This window comes from Plantibacter sp. CFBP 13570 (genome assembly GCF_014841395.1).
GTDB classification, from domain to species: Bacteria; Actinomycetota; Actinomycetes; order Actinomycetales; family Microbacteriaceae; genus Plantibacter; species Plantibacter auratus.
In genome coordinates this window covers 1-21,214 of the sequence record NZ_JACYTW010000060.1, presented here as the reverse complement: position 1 = coordinate 21,214, position 21,214 = coordinate 1, and the positions used below count along the sequence as shown (strand labels likewise).

At 69.9% G+C, this 21,214-nt stretch carries 18 protein-coding genes; 1 reads left to right on the top strand and 17 read right to left on the bottom strand.

Annotation, left to right across the window (positions count from 1 at the left end; all coding sequences use genetic code 11):
* The 6 genes from IFT89_RS20860 to lysS all read right to left on the bottom strand — a co-directional run.
* The coding region (locus IFT89_RS20860; RefSeq protein WP_213014307.1) for an SdrD B-like domain-containing protein at window positions 1-3,393 on the bottom strand (3,393 nt) is incomplete at its 3' end.
* 174 nt (window positions 3,394-3,567) lie between these two features.
* On the bottom strand, window positions 3,568-7,146 hold the full coding sequence (locus tag IFT89_RS16425) for an SdrD B-like domain-containing protein (RefSeq protein WP_202939484.1): 3,579 nt from the start codon (window positions 7,144-7,146) through the stop codon (window positions 3,568-3,570).
* A 75-nt stretch (window positions 7,147-7,221) separates the two neighbouring features.
* Complete coding sequence (gene cls, locus IFT89_RS16420; RefSeq protein ID WP_137242235.1) at window positions 7,222-8,691, bottom strand: cardiolipin synthase; 1,470 nt, start codon at window positions 8,689-8,691, stop codon at window positions 7,222-7,224.
* Between the two features lie 78 nt (window positions 8,692-8,769).
* Window positions 8,770-8,967, bottom strand: coding sequence for a hypothetical protein (locus tag IFT89_RS16415; protein WP_213014309.1), 198 nt, complete (start codon window positions 8,965-8,967; stop codon window positions 8,770-8,772).
* 160 nt (window positions 8,968-9,127) lie between these two features.
* On the bottom strand, window positions 9,128-9,274 hold the full coding sequence (locus IFT89_RS16410; RefSeq protein ID WP_153303387.1) for a hypothetical protein: 147 nt from the start codon (window positions 9,272-9,274) through the stop codon (window positions 9,128-9,130).
* A 41-nt stretch (window positions 9,275-9,315) separates the two neighbouring features.
* Entirely contained in the window at window positions 9,316-10,836 is a 1,521-nt protein-coding gene (gene lysS / locus IFT89_RS16405) for a lysine--tRNA ligase (protein WP_137242236.1), read from the bottom strand.
* A gap of 217 nt (window positions 10,837-11,053) precedes the next feature.
* Here lysS and IFT89_RS16400 point away from each other — a divergent pair, with 217 nt between their 5' ends.
* Window positions 11,054-11,551: a DoxX family protein gene (locus IFT89_RS16400; RefSeq protein WP_202939483.1), complete on the top strand. Its 498-nt coding sequence runs from the start codon at window positions 11,054-11,056 to the stop codon at window positions 11,549-11,551.
* A gap of 71 nt (window positions 11,552-11,622) precedes the next feature.
* Here the strand turns inward: IFT89_RS16400 and IFT89_RS16395 are convergent, their stop codons facing one another.
* From IFT89_RS16395 to tilS, 11 genes are all read right to left on the bottom strand, one after another.
* Window positions 11,623-12,336 (bottom strand): Rossmann-like and DUF2520 domain-containing protein, encoded by a 714-nt coding sequence (locus IFT89_RS16395; RefSeq protein ID WP_124768742.1) that lies wholly within the window; start codon window positions 12,334-12,336, stop codon window positions 11,623-11,625.
* Window positions 12,333-14,153 (bottom strand): PH domain-containing protein, encoded by a 1,821-nt coding sequence (locus tag IFT89_RS16390; RefSeq protein WP_202939482.1) that lies wholly within the window; start codon window positions 14,151-14,153, stop codon window positions 12,333-12,335. The genes IFT89_RS16395 and IFT89_RS16390 overlap by 4 nt, the downstream gene beginning before the upstream one ends.
* Entirely contained in the window at window positions 14,150-14,764 is a 615-nt protein-coding gene (locus IFT89_RS16385) for a PH domain-containing protein (RefSeq protein ID WP_374190802.1), read from the bottom strand. The genes IFT89_RS16390 and IFT89_RS16385 overlap by 4 nt, the downstream gene beginning before the upstream one ends.
* The gene (locus IFT89_RS16380; protein ID WP_202939481.1) at window positions 14,721-15,200 is read right to left on the bottom strand and encodes a DUF3180 domain-containing protein; all 480 of its coding nucleotides are present in this window, start codon (window positions 15,198-15,200) and stop codon (window positions 14,721-14,723) included. The genes IFT89_RS16385 and IFT89_RS16380 overlap by 44 nt, the downstream gene beginning before the upstream one ends.
* Window positions 15,197-15,757 (bottom strand): 2-amino-4-hydroxy-6-hydroxymethyldihydropteridine diphosphokinase, encoded by a 561-nt coding sequence (folK, locus tag IFT89_RS16375; protein WP_202939480.1) that lies wholly within the window; start codon window positions 15,755-15,757, stop codon window positions 15,197-15,199. The genes IFT89_RS16380 and folK overlap by 4 nt, the downstream gene beginning before the upstream one ends.
* Complete coding sequence (folB, locus tag IFT89_RS16370) at window positions 15,757-16,146, bottom strand: dihydroneopterin aldolase (protein WP_079705157.1); 390 nt, start codon at window positions 16,144-16,146, stop codon at window positions 15,757-15,759. Before folB ends, folK begins: the two co-directional genes overlap by 1 nt.
* Window positions 16,139-16,942 carry a dihydropteroate synthase gene (gene folP / locus IFT89_RS16365; RefSeq protein ID WP_137242241.1) on the bottom strand — a complete coding sequence of 268 codons (804 nt, stop codon included), beginning with the start codon at window positions 16,940-16,942 and terminating at the stop codon, window positions 16,139-16,141. Before folP ends, folB begins: the two co-directional genes overlap by 8 nt.
* A gap of 4 nt (window positions 16,943-16,946) precedes the next feature.
* The gene (gene folE, locus IFT89_RS16360) at window positions 16,947-17,609 is read right to left on the bottom strand and encodes a GTP cyclohydrolase I FolE (protein ID WP_202939479.1); all 663 of its coding nucleotides are present in this window, start codon (window positions 17,607-17,609) and stop codon (window positions 16,947-16,949) included.
* 5 nt (window positions 17,610-17,614) lie between these two features.
* Entirely contained in the window at window positions 17,615-19,633 is a 2,019-nt protein-coding gene (gene ftsH, locus IFT89_RS16355; protein WP_079705154.1) for an ATP-dependent zinc metalloprotease FtsH, read from the bottom strand.
* A 154-nt stretch (window positions 19,634-19,787) separates the two neighbouring features.
* Window positions 19,788-20,339, bottom strand: coding sequence for a hypoxanthine phosphoribosyltransferase (gene hpt, locus IFT89_RS16350; protein WP_064294334.1), 552 nt, complete (start codon window positions 20,337-20,339; stop codon window positions 19,788-19,790).
* Window positions 20,340-20,401: 62 nt separating this feature from the next.
* A partial coding sequence (gene tilS, locus IFT89_RS16345) for a tRNA lysidine(34) synthetase TilS (RefSeq protein ID WP_202939478.1) occupies window positions 20,402-21,214 on the bottom strand: 813 nt, incomplete at its 5' end.

The following is a 21,214-nucleotide window of genomic DNA, read 5'->3' as shown; positions in this document are numbered from 1 at the left end:
CGTGAGCCCGGCGCCGGTGACGGCGAGCGGACTCGCGGTGTCCCGGCTGGACGTGCCCTCCGGCGCACCCGGCGTCGCGCCCGGCTGTTCCGGCTCCGGGCCGGTCCCGGGGTTGGTCGCGATGAGACCGCCGTTCCAACGGAGGTCCTCGCCGTCCGCTCCGCTCGGCGACGGGTCGGCGATCACGATGTCCGGCATGACCCACTCCGCAGGGTCGATCGCGGAGTTCCGGAGATCGTCGTCGCCGACCCGAGGCGACGTGGCGTCGGCCACCAGGTCGTCCGGGAGTCGCACGTCGATCCGGTATGCACCGGAGAGGACCGCGTCGAACCGGTACCGTCCGTCGGCGTCGGTCCTGGCGGTCCGGGTGACCGGCTCACCGCGCTTGTCGGTGCCGGTCAGTTCGAGCTCGACGTCTGCGACACCAGGCCCCGGCGTCCCGTCGAGCCCGTCGTCGTCGAGCCCGTTCGCGTCGAGATCCCACCAGATGCGTTCGCCGAGCGCCGAGCTCACCAACTGGGCCGCGACCTGAGGCGATTGTGCGCCGAGCGATTGCGTCGCGGAGTGCACGACGGCGTCGTTCACGAACCGCGCGTCGACCGCGGCACCGGTGGTCGCCAGCTCGTAGGCGACGACCACGGGCGCGAACGGCGCGAGCTCGGCGACGGTGGCCTCGATCGCGGTCGCCTCCGCGATGGACGCCGGGCAGCCGGTCATGCCGAACTCGTCCGCCCCGCACCACCGCGCTCCGTCCGGCAGGGTGCCGAAGCCGTCGTCGACGACGGGGTCGACGTGGCTCGCGACCGCGTCACCGGGCGCCGCCGTGTAGCGGAGGTCCGCTCCGTCCGACGAGGCCGGACCCGCCAGGACGCCCTGCCCGGTCGAGCCACGTTCGTCGCCCGGGTACGGGAGGACGTCGATCATCCGCACCTCGCGCTGCACGGCCCCGGCGCTCATGTTGCCGAAGACGACGTCGACCTCGACCGCGTCGCCGAATTCGACGACGGACCGGGCGACGTGCTTGTCGATCTGTAGCCCGGAGGGGGTGGTGACCACCATCGACTGCCAGGAGTAGTGGGAGTCGAGTCGTCCTGGCTCCGCGGGGAAGTCCGTCAGGGACCCCGGGTCGTCCGGACTCGCGACGATCGCACGATTGAGGAACTGTCCGACGGAGAACCGGTCCGAGACCGCGGTGTAGGCGATCACTGGCTCGGCTCCCTGTCGGATCCGCCCGAGGTCCCAGGTGAGGAGCGTGCTGCCGTCCGCCTGCGGGACCACGGTCGTGGCCGCCGGGGTCGCCGAACCCTCGTCGAAGAGGAACCCGGCCGGCAGGGAGTCCGTGACCGTCACGGCGTCAGCTCGATCGGCCACCCCGTCGGGGGTGATGATCTGCGGACGCACCTCGAAGGTGATGGGTGAGCCAGCCGCGATCGGTGCCGGCGCGCCAGGCGCGACCTCCGGCGAGATGGCCCGCTTGTTGAGCGTGACCGCCGCGTTCGCGGCGACCAGCTGATCACCACGGGGGTACTGTGCGTTGCCCTCGGACGCGCGATACTGGCCGTGCCACCATCCGTCCTCGACCCAGGCGGTCGCCGACTCCCGGTCCGGACCATTGCCGGAGGACTTGATGCTGTAGGTCTCGGTGATCATGGTGCCCACGTCGAGGCCCGGTATGGCCTGCAGTTGCACCCACAGGGTCACGCTCGTGCGGGGAGGGAGCTCGCCGTCGACGGGACGAAGACGGACCTTCGTGATGTCGTCGGTGTCGACGAGTGACGGGTCGGAGATCCACGTGTCGTCGGCGTCGTCGCAGGTGGTCGCATCCATCTGCGACTGGCGGGTCTCGGCGTCGGCCGCGGCGTCGACACTGGGCGTCGTCCCGTACTCGACGATCACGGCCCCGGCCGTGGAGCGGAACTCCGCCGGGTCACCACCGCCGGGACGCTCACCGACCTGCTGGGTGGCCGGGTCGAACACCGCGCAGAGCACGGCGCCGGTCAAGGCACTCGTCGTGGTGTTGTTCCAGGCGACGGTCTGCTCGAACCGCTGGCCGCCGGCGACAGGCCCGTCGCCGGAGCCGGCCGTGCTCTGTCCGGGCACCATGCGGTTGTCGGTCCGGCGGTCGGAGTACCGGCTCGCGTGGTCTCCGCCGCCGGTGCGCTGCGCGATCGTCGCCGTGGCGCCGTTGTCCGCCAACGGCTCCGGAACGTTCGGCAGGGGCGTCCCGTCGGCAGCGACACCCGTCACACGGAGATCGACGAGGTCCAGCCGCACGGGCAGGGCGCCGTTCGCCGGGACGTCGTCCTCGGGCACGAACACGCCGAATCGTCCAATTGCGAGGTAGCCCTGCGCCGTGATCGCGGAGCCGGAGGCGGACCGCGACGGGATGTGGTCGCCGCTCAGGTCGGCCCCACTGACCGTGACGAGGACGGAGCGGCCGTCGGCTGCCGGCTCGCAGGTCCAGGTCCCGGAATCCGAGACCGCGTCGTCGCCTCCGCCCGCCGCCTTCGGGAAGACCGCGGAGTCGAAGGCTCCGGTGAGACAGCTCTGAGGCACTGGCCTCCCCTCAGGGTTGACGGTCGCGAGCCGCGCGCCGGCTGGATACCCGTTGAGATCGATGACGAAGGTGACGTCGCCCACGACGTTCCCGGATCCGCGAGCGCCGCGTCCCTCGTCGGTGCCGAAATCGGTGATCGAGAGGTAGGTGTCGTGTGCGATGTACCAACCCACCGTGCCGTCCTGCTCCTGCACGCCGTCGACGACCGGCCCCCGTCGGACGCCGACGTTGATGCGCGGGCCGCTGCTCACCACCAGATCCGGTGCGGTCGTGCTGGCCCGGATCTCGGACCCGTCGGCGGCGTCGGCGGCGATGATCTCGATGCCGTCCTGCGGTGCGCTGATGACGGTGCCGTTCGCCGGCGCGGTGGTGAGCATCGCGGTGAGCTCGATGGCGCTCACGGAGTTCGGGAGGACGTCGGAGCGGACGCAGTCGAGGACGGCGCGATCGGGACTGACCGTCGATCCGGCGACGCAGTACCCCGGCAACTGATCGACGGTGGGCCACTGCAACCCTTCGGGCAGCCGCTGTCGGACGACCACCCGGTTGTCGCGGGCGGCACCGCGCAGCTGCGCCTCGATCGTGTACGTCACGGCGTCGTGGGACCGCAGCACCGCGTCGTCGGGTGAGACGTCGAGCCCCGGACCGGGCGCCGGATCGAAGGGAACGCTCCCGGTGGCGGTGCGCTGCAGTGACGTGTTGAGGCCGAGCGCCTGGGTCGAGGCGGCAGCGGGAGTCGAGGTGGTGTCCGGTGCCGTGACCGGCAGCATGGCGCCGCCGGTGACGGCGACGATGGACAGGGCGCCGAGCGCCCTGCGGAAGAGGATGGTGTTCACGTGGGTCCGACCTTCTGGAGGAGAGGGGGCCGTCACACGATACACAAATTGGTCGACTGATATGTGGGATATTCAACTTTTATTGCGATGCAGGACGATTGTCGGGGACGGGCGCGACATCCGGAGCACGACGAAGGGGGCCGACCGCGATGCGGTCGACCCCCTTCGATGGGATCACTCGGCCGTCGTCTCAGGCTCCATCCGACGACGGCGGGCGAGGACGAGACCGGCTCCGATCGCAAGGAGCAGCGCGGCCGTCACGGCCCCCGCGAACACCCAGGCCGTACCGGTTTCGGCCAGGTCGCCGCGGGTGGTCTTCGCGGTAGCTTCGTCGACCTTCGGAATGCCGGGCGGATCCACGGGCGCAACCGGGGGCTCGGCTCCGACGACCAGCCCACCGTTCCAGGTCAGGTCCTCACCGTCCGCACCGGTGGGTGAGGGATCGACGATCGTGATGTCCTCCATCACGCCCGCAGCGGCGTCCACAGCGGAGTTCAGCAGGTCGTCGTCGCCGACGCGGAAGGTGGTCACACCCGCGTTCGCCGGGACGTCCACGACGATCGCGTATTCACCGGACACGAGACCCGAGAACCGGTAGGAGCCGGTCGAGTCGGTCCCCGTCTCGGCCTCGACGACTTCACCGAACTTGTCGACTCCGGACAGGCGCATGGGCACGTCGGCGACGCCCTCACCGGGCGTCCCCTCCGGGCCGTCGTTGTCGAGACCGTCCTCGTTCGTGTCCCACCACAGACGCTGACCGATCGACGTCGACACCACACGGGTGCTCACGAGCGGCGACCGGGCCCCCAGGGTCTGGGTCGCCGAGCGGACGGTAGCGTCGTTCACGAAGGTGGCACCGCTCGGCGCGCCCTCCGAGACGAGGGTGTATCGGACCTCGAGGCGCTCCAGGGCCGCGAGCGAATCGACGTCCATCCGGATCGCGGTGACGTCGGCGAAGGACGTGGCACAGCCCTCGGCGCCGAGCTCGGACGCGGTGCACCAGGCCGAACCGGCCGGGAGCCTGCCGTATCCGGCACTGCCGTCGACGACGGATGCCGCGGCGACGGCCGCCGGATCGGCGTCCGTGTACCGGACCGTGACACCGGACGGCGCCTCGACCGCTGCTGCCAGCACACCCTCGACGGAGGAGGAGCGTGCATCACCGGCGTACGGCAGCACGTCGATCGACGAGGCGTCCTGCTGCGGGGTGTCGGCGTTCATGTTCGCGAACGCGACGGTGTAGTCGATGTCGTCGCCGGACTCCACCGCCTGCTGTGCCACCGACTTCTCGATGCGCAGCCCGCCGGGGGCGCTGAGCGAGACCGTCTGGCGCGAGTAGTGCGCGTCGGAGATCGTCGGCGATTCGGGGATCTCCTCGAGCGACGAGGGGTCGTCGGAGCTCGAAACGATGACCTGATTGACGAGGTCGCCGACGATCGTCGAGTCGGTCTTGGCCCAGTAGGTGATGACGGGCTCGCTCCCGCGGTCGATCCGCTCGAACGACCAGGTGAGCTCGGTGGTGCCGTCCTCCGCGGTCACCACCGAGTCCGGAGCGGACGAGACGTCTGCAGGGTCGAAGGCGAGCCCCTTCGGGAGTCGGTCGACCACGACGACGTCGCGCGCGGAGTCGGCGAGGCCGGACTTGCTGGCGATCTGCGGGGTCAGTTCGAACTGCACACGTTCTCCTGAGGCGACGTGCGCCGGCGATCCTGCATCGACGGCGGGTGCGATCGCGCGCTTGGCGATGGCGACGGACCCCTCTGAGACGAGGAGGCGGTCTCCACGGGGGAAGTCCTTGTTCGTCGACTGCACCGGGTTGTACTTCCCGTGGTACCAGGCGTCCTCGATCCAGTGGGTCGGCGCATCGGCGTCGTCGCTGTACATCGAGGTGGACTTCACGGAGTAGGTCTCCATGATGGTCTCGCCGACCGGCAGACCATCGCGGAGCTGCAGCGTGAGCGACCCGTTGAACTGCGCTCCCGCAGACAACTCGCCGCCGACGGGACGGTAGCGCACCCGCGTGACGTCCTCGAGATCGAGCGACTGCCAGTTCGCGGTCCAGGTGTCGTCGGAATCGTCGCACGTCGCGGCGTCGAGGCCGCCCCAGCGGGTCTCGTCGTCGGCGGTGGCGTCGACGACCGGCGTCGTGCCGTACTCGACGATGACCTGACTCGGATTGAACCCGTCGGCCGCCCCACTCGCCCGGACGGTGACCGGAGGCGCGCTGGCACCCGCGGTCGCGACGAACTGGGTCTTGGGGTCGAAGACCTGACACACGATCGCGCCCGTCATCGGCGCCTCCACCGAGGAGTTGATGACGGCCGTATGTGCGACGAAGGTCTGCCCGCTGGTCACCGGACCGTCTCCGGAACCGACCGTGCTCTGGCCGGGGACCTTGGTGAGGTTGGACGCGCTGTCGAGATACCGCGTGCTGTGGCCCGTTCCCACGCGTCGGGTGAGGCGCGTCGTCACGGTGTTGTCGGTCAGCGGCTCCGCACGGTTCGCGATGGGCTCACCGGCTGCGTTCTCGCCGAACGCGACGAGGTCTCGCAGGGTGACGAGCGCGTCGATGCTTCCGTCGGACGGGACGTCGGTGTGCGGCACGAAGACCGCGAACTTGCCGATCGCGACGTAGCCCCGGGTGGTGATGTTGGCGCCGGAGGCGGTCTTCGTCGGGACGTGATCCGCGCTGAGGTCGGCACCGGAAACGACCACGTGGATCAGCTGCGGGTTCGCCGCATCGGCTGTGCACGTCCAGGTACCCGAGTCGGTGACGGTGTTCTCCGCACCGCCGGCGCTCCACGGGAACGCATTGCCGTCGTAGGGGTTCAGCGCGCACCGCTGCCCGGCCAGATCGACGGCTTCGGCATGGTCGCTGAAGTCGGACAGATCGATGTCGAACGTCACGTCACCGACGATGGCCGACTGGCCCCGTGCGCCGAGTCCGCCGGCTGCGTTGTAGTCGGCGAGGTCGAGGAACGTGTCGAAGTACACGCGGTACCCCCTGACCCCCTCCGCGTTGACCGCGACCTGGTCGGTGGTGTGCCGCTTGACGCCGAGATTGAGGCGGGGACCCGTGCTCATGACGAGGTCGTCCGGCGTCACCGTCGAAGACGCGGCCTGCCCGCTCGTCGCGTCGGCGGCCGACACCTGGATGGCGTCCGCCGGAGCCGGCAGGACGGTTCCGTCGGGCAGTGCCGTGCTGGCGGAGGCGATCAGGTCGTAGGTCGACACGGAGTTCGGTGCGACCTCGTGCACGACGCAGTCGACGGTGCGCGCATCGTCGCTCACGACCGAACCGTCGCCACAGTAGCCGGGCAGCGACCCGACGGCAGGCCAGGTCATGCCCGAAGGGAGCTCCTGACGGATCGTCACCACGCCGTCCTGAGCCGTGCCGTTCACCTGGACCTCGATCCGGTACGAGACGGTGTCGTGCGAGCGGACGATGAGATCCTCGCCGCTGGTGTCTCGACCGGGCCCTGCATCGTCGTCGAAGGGCGCTGTACCGGTGACGGTGCGCTGCAGCTTGGTCAACAGGGTCAGCGGTCCCGCGTCGGGCACGACCGCCGTCGGAGCCGCGGGCTCAGCGTCGGGCGCCGCCGGCGCCTCGGGAGACGCCGACGAGGTGTCGTCGGTCGTCGGCGGATCGGTCGCGGCCGACGCAGGCACGATCGCGCCGAAGCCGATCACAGCTGCTGCCGCAACGGCAGTGCAGGCCGCGAGTGCGCGTGGCGGGGAGAACAGAAGTGACATGGAGTCGCTTTCTCGAGGGGGTGAACCCTGCGAGAATATCAGACAGATATATCTGTTGGAAACGACACATATCAGTTACTGCAGCGCTGACGTCAATCTGGCGAGGTTGTCGAGCACGGTCGACCGGAGGGGCTGCTTCAACCATTCCGCGAGCGTCAGCTCTTTGCTGATCTCCCGGTACCCGTCCTCGACGCCGCGCATCTCCTGGACGAACTCGCGCCCGCGGACCATGAGCGAGACCTCCAGGTTCAGACCGAAGGAACGCATGTCCATGTTGCTCGACCCGATCACGGCGACGTCGTCGTCGATCGTGAAATGCTTCGCGTGCAGGATGTACGGCGCCGGGTACTGGAAGATCCGCACGCCGGCTCGCAGGAGCGCCTCGTAGTAGGAGCGCTGCGCGTGCCACACCATCGCCTGGTCGCCAATCTCCGAGACGAACAGGTCGACCGGCACACCACGCTGGACCGCCGTCGTGACCGCTGCGAGCAACGACTCGTCAGGCACGAAGTACGGACTCGTGATGACGATGCGCCGCTGCGCCGCGTAGATGAGCGTGAGGAACAGCTTGAGGTTGTTGTCGCCGTCGAACCCCGGCCCGCTCGGCACGACCTGCAGCTCGAGGTCGCCCACCGGTCGGGCCTCGAGCAGGCCGACCTCGTGGGAGAGCACGTCGCCCGTCTCGCTGTACCAGTCGCTCAGGAAGATCGTGTTGATCCCCGCGACCCCGGGGCCCTCCACCCGCGTCATGAGCTCCTGCCACTGGAGACCCCGCTTGATGTTGCCCGGCTTGTTGTAACTCCGGTCGATCATGTTCTGCGAGCCCATGAACGCGACCGCGCCGTCGACGATCACCATCTTGCGGTGGTTCCGGAGGTCGGGACGTTGGAACTTGCCCTTGAACGGTTGGAGCGGGAGCATGAGCGCCCACTGGGCACCCATCGCGGTGAGGCGTTTCAGCGTGTGCTTGTAGTCGGGGGTCCGCCAGCTCGCGAAATGGTCGAGCAGCACCCGGACCGTGACGCCGCGGGCCACTGCGCGCTCGAGCGCGTCGAAGAACGGCTTCGTGGTGCGGTCGCAGGTGAGGATGTAGAACTCGACGTGCACGAACTGCTCGGCACGGTCGACCTCGTCGGCCATGGCATGGAGCGAGGCCTCGTAGTCACCGATGAGACTCGCGGTGTTCCCGCCCTGCAGCGGCATCGACCCGAGGTTGCGGTTGAGCGTCACGACCGACCGGAACCAGGCCGGGGCGTTCGACGTCAGGTTCGCCTTGACGAGGTCGCGGGTCGTCTGGCGGATGTAGACGTTGATGTCGTACTGCTTCCGCCGGCGCACCCGCGGCAGTTTCGGGTTGCCGATGAGGAGGAAGGCGATGACGCCGACATACGGGATGAGGAAGATCGCGAGCAGCCAGGCCATCCCGGCGGTGGGGCGCCGGTTGCGCGGGACGACGATCACCGCGATGACACGGATGATGAAGTCCAGGACGAGGGCCGTGATGCCCAGCCAGTTCCAGGAGAACTCGATCGTCATGTCGCCCATCCGCTCAGCTGCCGAGGCTCCAGCCTACTGACCATGCCGGACAGCTGTGGGGTGACATCGCCACGTGATACGGGCGGGTCAGACCTCGCGAGGGCCGGAGGGCTCGACCGGCGGGAGACCCAGCTTCGCGCGCTGCTCCGCCTCGACCTGCGCGTACGCCTTGCGCTCGTTGCGGTCGGACCGCAGGATGGCGCGCATGACGACCCAGAAGATGATGCCGACGACCACGGTGGGCAGCAGCGACCAGAGCGCGTTGAGCCAGTAGTCTTCGATCACTCGTCAATCGTACCGCCCTTCGACAGGCTCAGGGACCGGAGGGTTCGCTCAGGGACCGGAGGATTCGCTCAGGGACCGGAGGATTCGCTCAGGGACCGGAGGATTCGCTCAGGGACCGGAACGAAGTGGTCGCCCGATGCCGAACGAGCGCGCAGCGGCCTCAGGAGCCTCCGGCGAGGGCGCCCCACAAGCCGCTGACGACGAGGTACAGGCCGATCCCGCCGACCACGATCCAGATGGTGATGCGCGCCGTCGTCGGCCCCTGTTTCTTCGGGTCCTGGTGGTCGCCGGGGTCCATCATGCTCATCGTCGCGCCTGACTGTCGGTGGTCGTGCTGCCGGGTGGCCGCTACTTGACCAGGGGGAAGAGGATCGTCTCGCGGATGCCGAGACCGGTCAGCGCCATGAGGAGTCGGTCGATGCCCATCCCCATGCCTCCGGACGGCGGCATCCCGAACTCGAGCGCCCGCAGGAACTCCTCGTCGAGACGCATGGCCTCGACGTCGCCCTGTGCGGCGAGCTTCGCCTGCTCGATGAAGCGTTCGCGCTGCACGACCGGGTCGACGAGCTCGGAGTAGCCGGTGGCGAGCTCGAAGCCGCGGACGTAGAGGTCCCACTTCTCGACCGCGCCAGCGATGGAGCGATGGGCGCGCACGAGCGGGCTCGTGTCGACCGGGAAGTCCATGACGAAGGTCGGGCGCTCGAGGCCACCCTTGACGAAGTGCTCCCACAGCTCCTCGACGTACTTGCCGTGGATGGGGTGCGGGACCTCGACGCCCTCACGCTCGGCGAGCGCCTTGAGTTCCTCGATCGGCGTCTGCGGCGTGATCTCGACACCAGCGGCGGCGGAGAGGCTCTCGAACATCGAGATGCGGTCCCACTCGCCACCGAGGTCGAACTCCGTGCCGTCGGCCCAGGTGACGACGTGGCTCCCGCTCGTCGCGAGCGCGGCGTTCTGAATGAGGGTCTGCGTGAGGTCGGCCATGGTGCCGTAGTCGCCGTAGGCCTCGTACGCCTCGAGCATGGCGAACTCGGGGCTGTGCGTGGAGTCGGCGCCCTCGTTGCGGAAGTTGCGGTTGATCTCGTAGACGTGGTCGATGCCGCCGACGACGGCGCGCTTCAGGTACAGCTCGGGCGCGATGCGCAGGTAGAGCTCGGTGTCGAACGCGTTCGAGTGGGTGACGAAGGGGCGGGCCGAGGCTCCACCGTGCATGACCTGGAGCATCGGCGTCTCGACCTCGACGAAGTCGCGCTCGGTGAAGGTCTGGCGGAGGCTGGCCACCGTCTTGGCCCGGTCGAGCACGTTCTTGCGCGCCTGGTCGCGGGCGATGAGGTCGAGGTACCGGCTCCGGACCCGCGTCTCCTCGTTCAGCTCGTTGTGGAGGTTCGGCAGGGGCAGAATCGCCTTCGCCGCGATGGTCCACTCGGCCACCATGATCGACAGTTCGCCGCGGCGGCTGGAGATGACCTCGCCGGAGACGAAGACGTGGTCGCCGAGATCGACGAGTTCCTTCCAAGCGGCGAGCTGTTCGTCGCCGACGCTGGCGAGGCTCACCATCGCCTGGATGCGGCTGCCGTCGCCCGACTGCAGGCTGGCGAAGCAGAGCTTGCCGGTGTTGCGCAGGTGCACGACGCGGCCTGCGACGCCGACCGTGACGCCCGTCGCCTCGTCGGGCTGGAGCTCACCGAAGCGGGCGCGCACCGCCGGGATCGTGTCGGTGATGGGGAGGGTGACGGGGTAGGCGCCACCGGCACCCGACGTCGCCTCGTCGATGAGGCGCTGGCGCTTCGCGAGCCGGACGGCCTTCTGCTCGGAGAGCTCTGCCTGCTCTGCTGCGTCGTCGATCGGCTCTGGCGTCGTGTCAGTCATGCGGTGGGATTCTCCTCGTGCGGTCACTGGAGTTTACCGGGGACCGTGCGGGCCGCGCGCACGGCCGGTTTCCTATGAACCGGCTATCGACGCCCTGACAAGGGTCTGCGAACAACCATTCGGAGGACATCGCCGGGTACCCGGGCCGTGCTTGGCTCGAAGGACAGGAGTCCCGATCGGGGGCACCGACGCCGGAAACGAACTCGAAAGGCTCGTCATGACGACGCTCTCCGACCACCAGCACACCGACCACCGCGAAGCCACCACCGTCCCACCGGTACCGGCCTCCCCCGCCGCGCCGCGCGGACAGGCGGGGATCGACGCTGGTCTCCTCCTCCTGCGCCTGGCCCTCGGCGTGGTGTTCATCGCGCACGGGCTCCAGAAGTTCCTCGTCGACTCCATCCCGGGCGTCGCCTCCGGGTTCGCCGGGCTGGGCATCCCGGCTCCAGAGGTCGCGGCGGTCGTCGTCGCCGGTCTCGAGGTGGTCGGTGGCCTGCTGCTCATCGTCGGCCTCGGCACGCGCATCGTGGGCGCCCTGCTCGCGGTGACGATGGCCGTGGCGATGGTGCTCGTGCACCTGCCGGCGGGGTTCTACGCCGCCGACGGTGGCTTCGAGTACGTCATGCTGCTCGCGCTCGCGTCGCTCGCGCTCACGCTCGCCGGCCCGGGCCGACTCGCCGTGGACGCGCTGATCCGTCGCCGCCGCAGCCGCTGACACGGGTCCGCTGACTCGGATCCGCCCGCCTGCCCGGACTCGGGTGGGCGGGCGGCGGTCCGTCCACCCGGCTAGAGCAGCTCGTCGACGTCGGGCGTGGTCGCACCGCGCAGCGCCTCGTCGACCGACGACCGCACGAGCGACGACAGGAACCCGCCGGCGTTCTCCACGCCGATGTCCTGGAGCAGAGCCGTCGACTGCTGCACGACCGCGCGGGAGAAGCTCGCGGCCGTCTCCACCGCTTCGGCGTAGGCCGCACGATCGGCCTCGGCGATGATCACGGGCTCCGCGCCCATCTCGACCACGAGCGCCTGCCCGATCGGTTGGACGGGGGCCGGTGCGGTCACAGCGAACGACGTCTCGTGGAGCCGGGCGAGGTCGAGGCTCGTCCCGGTGAACACCATCGCGGGGTGCAACGCCAACGGGATGGCACCGGCGCGCGCTGCCGGAGCGAGCACCGCCGTCCCGAACCGAGCCGAGGTGTGCGCGACGAGCTGACCCGGCTGCCACGCACCGACCGCCGCGAGCCCTTCGACCAACGACGCGAGTTGCGCATCGGGTACGGCGATGACGACGAGTTCGCTCCGCTCGACCACCTCGGTCGGATCGAGCACCGGCACATCCGGCAACAGGGCGTTCGCCCGTTCGAGGCTCTCCTCCGACACCGCGGTGATGCCGACGATCGCGTGTCCGGCTCCCCCGAGCGCCGCTCCGATGACCGGGCCGACGCGACCACTCCCGATGATCCCGACGCCGAGCCTGGCGCTCCGTCGTTCCGCGCTCACGTGGTCCTCCGGTCCTGGTCGGTCGTCGGGAGCGGCACGGACGGTGCCGGGCTCTGCTCCTGCCACGGCTCGGTGTCCGCCTGCGTCGTCGGCTGGGTATCCGACTGCGCCACCGGCTCATCGAGGTAGGGCGCCGTCGCCTGCGCCTCGGACGGCTGGTGCTCGGGGTCGAAGCTCGCCCACCGGTGACTGCGGTCGGTCGACTGCGCGACCACGATCGCCGCCGACGCCGCGTCGAACATCCGCACCGCCTCGTCGCGGGCCATGGCCGGGAGCTTGGCGATCACCGGACCGGGGACCGTGTGCGCGGTCGCGGAGGCGAGATCGAGCGCGCGCAGGAGCGGTCCCTGGTCGATCCGGAGGCTCTGCAGGCGTGCGAGCGGGAGGATGTGGAGTTTGCGCCAGACCACCCCCTGCCGGAACAGCAGCATCCCGTCGCGCAGGGCGTAGCCGGTACGACGCCACGAGAACCAGTTGATCCATCGCGAGCGGCGGGGCGAACCCACGAAACCGACGCCGTCGCGCGTGGCGAGGGCCGACTGCAGGGGCGCCCAGGCGCTGCCGTCGATGCGGCCCGCGAGCATCAGCTCCACGACCTGGGCGGCGTCCACGAGCGACCCGACCGGCAACACCGTGTTGCTCGTCGCACCGCGAGCAGCCTGCTCCAGTGACAGGCCGGCCTTGTTGATCCGGACCCGCCACCAGCCGAACGGGCGCCAGATGATGGGCTGCGACACCTCGATCGCGTGGATCCGGCCGGGCGGGACGGTGTCGTTGGTCGTCGAGAAGAGCCCGAAGCCGATGCGGACGCCCGAGGGCGTCGCGGCGATGCTGTAGCGCAGCGACTTCGTCACGCTCGACCAGAGGAAGGCCCCGAGACTCAGCACCATCGGGACGAGCCAGAACCAGGCCCAGTCCAGCCCGTTGACGAGGAGCACGACACCGACCACGACCGAGATCAGGACGATCACGGTGAACGGGCTGAGCAGCGCGGACCCAACCAGGCGTCCGAGCGTCAGGCGCACGACGGAGTCCGGCACCGCCTCGTCCGGGTCGAGTTCGGGCGAGATGAAGTCGTCGACGCGCTCGGTGACGAACCGGGACACCCCACCGGCACCGTCGGGCGCCGATTGCGGCGGCAGGACCGGGTCGACCGGGTCGCCGGCTGCGGTGGTCTGCCGGCGTTCGGCGAGCTTCACCCCGCTCGCGAGCGTGAGGACGTCCCGGCGGAGGCCGTCGGCGTCGGCACCGTACAGGTACTCGAGTTTGACGTTCGCGTCCTGGCCAGCGACGCTCACGTTGATGCGCGAGGCCCCGATGAGCCTGGCGAGGAGCGGCTTCTCGATGGAGACGCCCTGGATGCGGTCGAGCTTGGCTTTGCGGTTCGTGCGGAACAGGATCCCGCTGCGCACCTCCACCGCCTCGTCGGTGACCCGGAAGGTGTGCATGCGCCATGAGAACCAGAACACGGCGATCACCACGATGAGCCCGACGGCGATCGCGAGCAGCACCCACCCGACGAAGCCGTGGTTGAGGATGTAGTCGATCGGGTCGGTCGGCTGCTCCATGCCCGGAGCGGGGATGAAGAACTCGATGAGGCGCTCGCGGAGGTTCGCGATGACGATGCCGAGGATGGCGACGAACGCGATCCCGCCGCGCAGCAACGGCGTCGCCGGGTGCAGCCGGTGCCACTGCCCGTCGACGAGACTCTGTCCGGCCACCCGTGGGACGATCGCCTCGGCCGTCGGCTTCACCCGAGGACCCGCGGCCGGAGCTTCGAACCGCTCCGGCGGTCCTGCCGCCTGGTGCTCGCTCACAGTCCGGTCCGCCGGCTCTCCGCCACGGCGACCAGATGGTCGCGCAGCCCCTCGGCTTCGGCTTCCGGCAACCCGTTGATCACCACTCCGGTCGAGGCGGAGGCGGTCACGAACTTGAGGTCGGCGAGGCCGAACGCCCGCGAGAGGGGTCCGCGGTTGATGTCGACGAGCTGCATGCGCCCGTACGGCACGGCGACGAAGCGCTGCCACATGATCCCCCGGCGGAACAACAGATCGTCCGCGCGCAGCTGATACCCGATCGATCGGATGCGGCGCGGGATGAACGCGGCGGCGATCAGGGAGATCACGGCGAAGGCGGCGAACGGCCACCAGATCCAGGTCCAGTCCCAGACGAGCGCGACGAAGACCACGGCCGCCGTGACGAGCACGAGGCCGGCGCCCTCGGAGATGAACTCGACGGCGATGAGCTTGCGACTCACGCGGCGCCACTCGGCATCAGGCAGTTCGAGCCGCTTGCCGCTCTGCTCCGCGGGGCCGGCGTGGACCGTCTCCGGCGACGACAGCTCCTCCAGCGGCGTCTCGATCAGCGGCCGTTCAGCGGGCTGATCAGGTGTGGGACGGGGCTCCCCCGGGTGCGGCGTCGTCATCATCATCCTTCGGAACGGTGCAGAACCACTCGGCCACCAAGGCGGCGACGACGAGTGCGACGGATCCCACGATGGACGCGATCACCAGCCACAACGAGCCTATCGCGGGCAGGATCGGGCGGGTCAGGACGAAGAGCAGGATCCCGACGGTCGCCCCGGCCACCAGGGAGCCCGCATGGCTCGAGGCCTTCGCGAGCGCGGCGACCCGCATGGCGCGGAACGGATCGATCCGCCGGGTGGCGCGACCGGTCGTGCTGCGGCGGATCGGCCAGGACAGGGCGATGAGGATGATCGCGACCGCCACGAGCGAGACCCCGAGGGTGACGGGCGGGATGATCGACGCGCGTCCACCGGAGACCATCGCGACTTCGACGAGGAAGCCGACGACGACGCCCACCCCAGCGAGGACGATGAGCGGTGTCGCGGTGGTGCGGGTCACGGCTGCGTGCCGTCGTCCGGGACCACGGAGCCGTCCTTGGCGGCCGCGAGGGTGTCGAGGCGGCCGACGCCGGGCAGCGTCGCGTCGGGGTCGAGGAGCAGCCAGGGCACGACGACGAACCCGCGCTCGGCGGCTCGCGGGTGCGGGACCGTCAGGCGTTCGTCGTCGATCGTCTCGTCGTCGTAGGCGATGAGGTCGAGGTCGAGCGTCCGATCGCCCCAGCGCTCCTCGCGGACGCGGCCGTGCGCGAGTTCGATCCGCTGGAGTTCGTCGAGGAGCGCGTGCGGCTGGAGGCGGGTGCGGACGGCCGCGACACCATTGAGGTAGGCGGGAGCCGACTCGTCGACGCCGGACAGCTTGACGGCCGCGCTCGAGACGAGCGGCGACGGCCGCACCTCGAGCACCCCGTCGACGGCGGCGAGGTCGTCCACCGCCTGTGCGATCGTCGCCCGGCGGTCCCCCAGGTTCGCCCCGATGGCCACGACGGCCCAGACGGCACGGGGCTTCGGTGGCCCCGGCCGACGGGCTGGGTCGTGGATCGGTGTGCGCGAGACCATCAGACGGCCCGCCCGGCCTGGGTGCGATCGGCCTGGGTTCGCTCGATCGTCACCGCCACGTCCGCGAAGGGCACGGTGATCGGCGCGCTCGGCTTGTGCACCGTGACCCGGACCGCTTCCGCGCGTTCGTTCGCGAGCACCACGTCGGCGATGCGCTCGGCCACAGTCTCGATGAGGTCGACCGGGTCGCGCTCCACGGCCGCGACGACCGCCTCGGCGAGCTCCCCGTAGTGCATGGTCGCGCCGAGCTCGTCGCCGCCGGCGGCCGGGCGGAGGTCCAGCGACACGGTGACGTCGATGACGAACTCCTGTCCGGCCTCGCGCTCGAAGTCGAAGACGCCGTGGTGCGCGAACGCCCGCAGGCCCGTGAGGGTGATCGAATCAGTCATCGGCTCCACCTTGCCATGCATCGAGGGTATCGAGAGCGAGTCTGGTGGCGGCGACGTCGTGGACGCGCACACCCCAGGCTCCGGCCTGCGCGGCCAGCACACTCACCACGGCGCTCGGCAGGTCGCGCGCCTCCATCGGTGCGTCCTCGGGGAGGAGCGCTCCGATGAACCGCTTGCGGGACGCGCCCACCAGCACCGGGTACCCGAGCTCGCGCAGCAGGTCGAGTCGGGCGAGGATGCGCCAGTTGTGCTCGGCGTGCTTGGAGAACCCGAGGCCGGGATCGACGACGATCCGACCGGGGTCGACGCCCTGACCGCGGAGGGTCGTCACCCGATCGTCGAGCTCCTGAGCGACGTCGACCGCGGCGTCGGTGTACGTGGCGCGGCTCGCCATGTCGGCCGAGTGCCCGCGCCAATGGCTGATGACGCAGTCGAGACCGGACGCCGCCATGACGCCCGGCATGCGGTCGTCGGCGAGGCCACCGGAGACGTCGTTGATGATCGAGGCACCGGCGTCGGCCGCGGCACGGGCGGTCTCCGCGTTCATCGTGTCGATGCTCACTCGCGCACCAGCGGCGGCCAGCGCCGCGATGACGGGTGCGACCCGGTGCTGCTCCTCGCGAGTGTCGACCCGGGCGGCACCGGGCCGCGTCGATTCGCCGCCGACGTCGATGATGGTCGCGCCGGCCGCGATGAGCTCGAGCCCGTGGGCGACGGCGTCGTCGACGTCGAGGTACCGGCCGCCGTCGCTGAACGAGTCGGGGGTGACGTTGACGACGCCCATGATCTGGAACATGCGATCACCCCGCCTGGTCGGCGGACGCGCCGATCAGGACCATCAGCTCGGCCCGTGCAGCCGGATCGGCCAGGGCTCCACGGCTGGCGATGGTGACGGTGGTGCTCGTCAGCTGGCGTGACCCGCGCATCGAGACGCAGCCGTGTGCGGCCTGGAGCACGACGAGGACGCCACGGGGCGCGAGCCGTTCGACGAGGGTGTCGGCGATCTGCTCGCTGAGGCGCTCCTGGACCTGCGGGCGCGAGGCGAGTGTGTCGACGAGCTTCGGCAGGGCACCGAGTCCGATGACGAGTTCGTCGGGCAGGTAGGCGATGTGCGCCGTGCCGAGGAAAGGGAGCAGGTGGTGCTCGCAGACGGAACGGAAGGCGATGTCGCGGACGAGCACGGCGTCGCTGGTCGCGCCCTCCTCGATCGGGATGGGGCGCGCCAGGTGCACACCGGCGTCCTGACCGACGCCACCGAAGAACTCGGCGTACGCATCGGCGACACGCGTCGGGGTGTCGGCGAGGCCGTCGCGGGAGGGGTCCTCGCCGATCGCCTCGAGGATCTCGAGGATCGCTGCGGCGATCCGCTCGCGGTCCACGGACGACCGCGAGGCCGAGCCCTGATCGGGCACGGCCTGCGCGGCTGCGACCGCGTCGTCCGCGGTGTGCTCGCCGTGGGTCATGCGGGCTAGGCGGTCGCCGGTCGCGGCTTCGTCGCGCGGGTGCGCTTGGGCTTCACGGGAGCCTCGGGCTCGGGCTCCGAGCTCACACCGCCGTCTGCCGCACCGGAGTCGATGGGTGCTGTGAAGGACGCGGAACCGACGGCCGAACCCGACCCGACGGGACGCTTCTTGCTGGACAGCCAGACGGGGCGCGGCGGGAGCTTCTTGACGTCCTTGAAGATCTCGGCCAGCTGGTTGTGGTCGAGGGTCTCCTTCTCCATCAGCTCGGCGGCGAGGCGGTCGAGCACGGCCCGGTTGGTCGTGATGACCTGCCAGGCTTCGTCGTGTGCGGCCTCGATGAGCTCGCGGACCTGGGCGTCGACCCGCTGCGCGATCTCCTCCGAGTAGTCGCGCTGGTGGCCCATGTCGCGGCCGAGGAACATCTCACCCGAGGACTGCCCGAGCTTGACGGCACCGACATCGGTGGTCATGCCGTACTCGGTGACCATCTTGCGAGCGATGCCCGTGGCCTTCTCGATGTCGTTCGACGCACCCGTGGTCGGGTCGTGGAACACGAGCTCCTCGGCGACGCGGCCGCCCATCGCGTAGGCGAGCTGGTCGAGCAGCTCGTTGCGCGTGACGGAGTACTTGTCTTCGAGGGGCAGGACCATCGTGTAGCCGAGGGCACGGCCGCGCGGGAGGATCGTGACCTTCGTGACCGGGTCGGTGTTGTTCATCGCCGCCGCAGCGAGCGCGTGCCCGCCCTCGTGGTAGGCGGTGATGAGCTTCTCCTGCTCGCGCATGACGCGCGTGCGGCGCTGCGGGCCGGCGATGACGCGGTCGATGGCCTCGTCGAGAGCGCGGTTGTCGATCAGCTGGGCGTTGGAGCGCGCCGTGAGCAGCGCGGCCTCGTTGAGGACGTTGGCGAGGTCGGCACCGGTGAACCCGGGCGACTTGCGGGCGACGACCTCGAGGTCGACGCTCGCGGCGAGCGGCTTGCCCTTGCCGTGCACCTCGAGGATCTTCTTTCGGCCTGCGAGATCGGGGGCGTCGACGCCGATCTGGCGGTCGAAGCGACCCGGGCGCAGGAGCGCGGGGTCGAGGATGTCGGGGCGGTTGGTCGCGGCGATCAGGATGACGTTCGTCTTGACGTCGAAGCCGTCCATCTCGACGAGCAGCTGGTTGAGGGTCTGCTCGCGCTCGTCGTGTCCGCCGCCCATGCCTGCACCGCGGTGGCGACCGACGGCGTCGATCTCGTCGACGAAGATGATCGCGGGCGAGTTCTCCTTGGCCTGCTGGAAGAGGTCGCGGACGCGGCTCGCACCGACACCGACGAACATCTCGACGAAGTCGGAACCGGAGATCGAGTAGAACGGCACGCCGGCTTCACCGGCGACGGCGCGGGCGAGGAGCGTCTTGCCCGTTCCGGGAGGGCCGTACAGCAGGACGCCCTTCGGGATGCGCGCACCGACGGCCTGGAACTTCGCGGGCTCCTTGAGGAAGTCCTTGATCTCCTCGAGCTCCTCGATCGCCTCGTCGGCACCGGCGACGTCGTCGAAGGTCACCTTCGGCGACTCCTTCGAGACGAGCTTCGCCTTCGACTTGCCGAACTGCATGACCTTGTTGCCGCCGCCCTGCATGCCGGAGAGCATCAGCCAGAAGAAGACACCGATGAGGAGCAGCGGGAGGAGGAGTCCGAGCATCGACAGGAGCCAGCTCGGCTGGGGCACCTTGTCGTTGTAGCCACCGGACGGGTCTGCGGCGTCGACGGCCTCGACCACGTCGGCCGCACGGGCGCCGACGTAGTAGAACTGCACCTGCTTGCCGAACTCGTCGTCCGCCTTCGTCAGCGTGAGGTCGACTCGCTGGTCGCCGTCGGTGATGACGGCCTCCTTGACCTGACCCTTCTCGAGGAAGGCGAGACCCTCTTGCGTGGAGACCTCACGGAAGCCGTTCATGCTCATCAGGCTGATGCCGATCCAGAAGACCAGGGCGGCGATGATGAGGTACGGGATGGGACCCTTGAAGAGACGCTTGACGTTCATAAGTTGAGAGGCCGGGGCTGGCCCGTTCCCTTTCTGCAGGAGGGGTCGACGGGCGGAGCCGCGTCGGAAATCAGGCTACCCCCTCGCCGCTGGATGCCTCCCCTGTGTTTGCCGTGGGCTTAACGGGGGTGCGGTGTGAGGTCGGTGGAGTGGTTCAGGCGTAGACGTGCGGGGCGAGGACGCCGACGTCGCGGAGGTTACGGTACTTCTCGTCGAAGTCGAGACCGTACCCGACGACGAAGTCGTTCGGGATGTCGAAACCGACGTACTTGCACTCGACGTGCACCTTGGCGGCCTCGGGCTTGCGGAGGAGCGCGCAGACCTCGATGGACGCGGCTCCGCGCGAGGCGAAGTTCTCGAGCAGCCAGGAGAGGGTGAGGCCGGAGTCGATGATGTCCTCGACGATCAGGACGTGGCGGCCCGTGAGGTCGGCGTCGAGGTCCTTGCGGATCTGGACGACACCGCTCGACTTCGTGCCGGCACCGTACGAGCTGACGGCCATCCAGTCCATCGAGAGCGGGATGCGGAGTTCGCGCGCGAGGTCGGCCATGACCATGACCGCACCCTTCAGCACGCCGACGAGCAGGACGTCCTTCCCGGCGTAGTCGGTCTCGATCTGCCGGGCGAGTTCGGCGAGCTTGTCGCGGATCTCCTGCTCGGTGACGAGGATGGTCGTGAGGTCGTCGGAAATGTCGCTCTGCTCCATGCGTCGAGTGTATGCGAGATGACCCGGAAGCCCGTGCGCCTCCTGCTCGAAGAGCCCGGCGGTCAGCGGGCCGCGAAGACGATGCGTCCCGCGTGTCGGGACGCCGTCAGGCCGGGCAGATCGATCGGACCCTGGCCCGCCCAATCGGTGACGAGCCGCGCGACCTCGATCGTCTGCGACCGCGTGAGCGAGACGCCGAACTCGCTCTGCACGATGTGCCGGATGATCCGCTGGCGGAGCGCTGCAGGGTTGGCCGCGAGTGCGCCGGCACTGACGGAGATCCCGGCCTCGGCGTGCTCGACGAGCTCCTCGATGGTCTCCTCGATCATCTCCTCGAACGCTTCCGCGTCCTCCCGGGCGGCGTCGGCGGTGCGGGCGAGGGCCTCGGCGATCCCCGGCCCGAGCTCCGCCTCGAGCACCGGCAGGACCCGTTCCCGGACCCGGACCCGCGCGTAGGCGTCGTCGGTGTTGTGCGGGTCGTGCCACGGTTCGAGTCCTTCGGCAGCGCACGCCTCGCGGGTCTGGGAACGCCGGATCCCGAGCAGGGGTCGGAGGAGCGCACCGGAGACGGGCGCCATCCCCTGGAGGCTGCCGGTTCCGGACCCGCGAGCGAGGCCGAGGAGGACGGTCTCCGCCTGGTCGTCGAGGGTGTGCGCGAGCAGCACCAGGGACGCGCCGACCTCGACTCGCGCGGCGTCGAGTGCGGTGTACCGGGCCGCCCGTGCCGCGGCCTCCGGTCCACCCTCGGAGCCCACCTCGACGACCCGGACGAGGACGGGGTCGAGCCCGAGGGCGCGCGCCTGGTCCGCGGCACGCGCCGCGACGTCCGCCGAGCCCGGTTGCAGTCCGTGGTCGACGATCACGGCGCCGGCCCG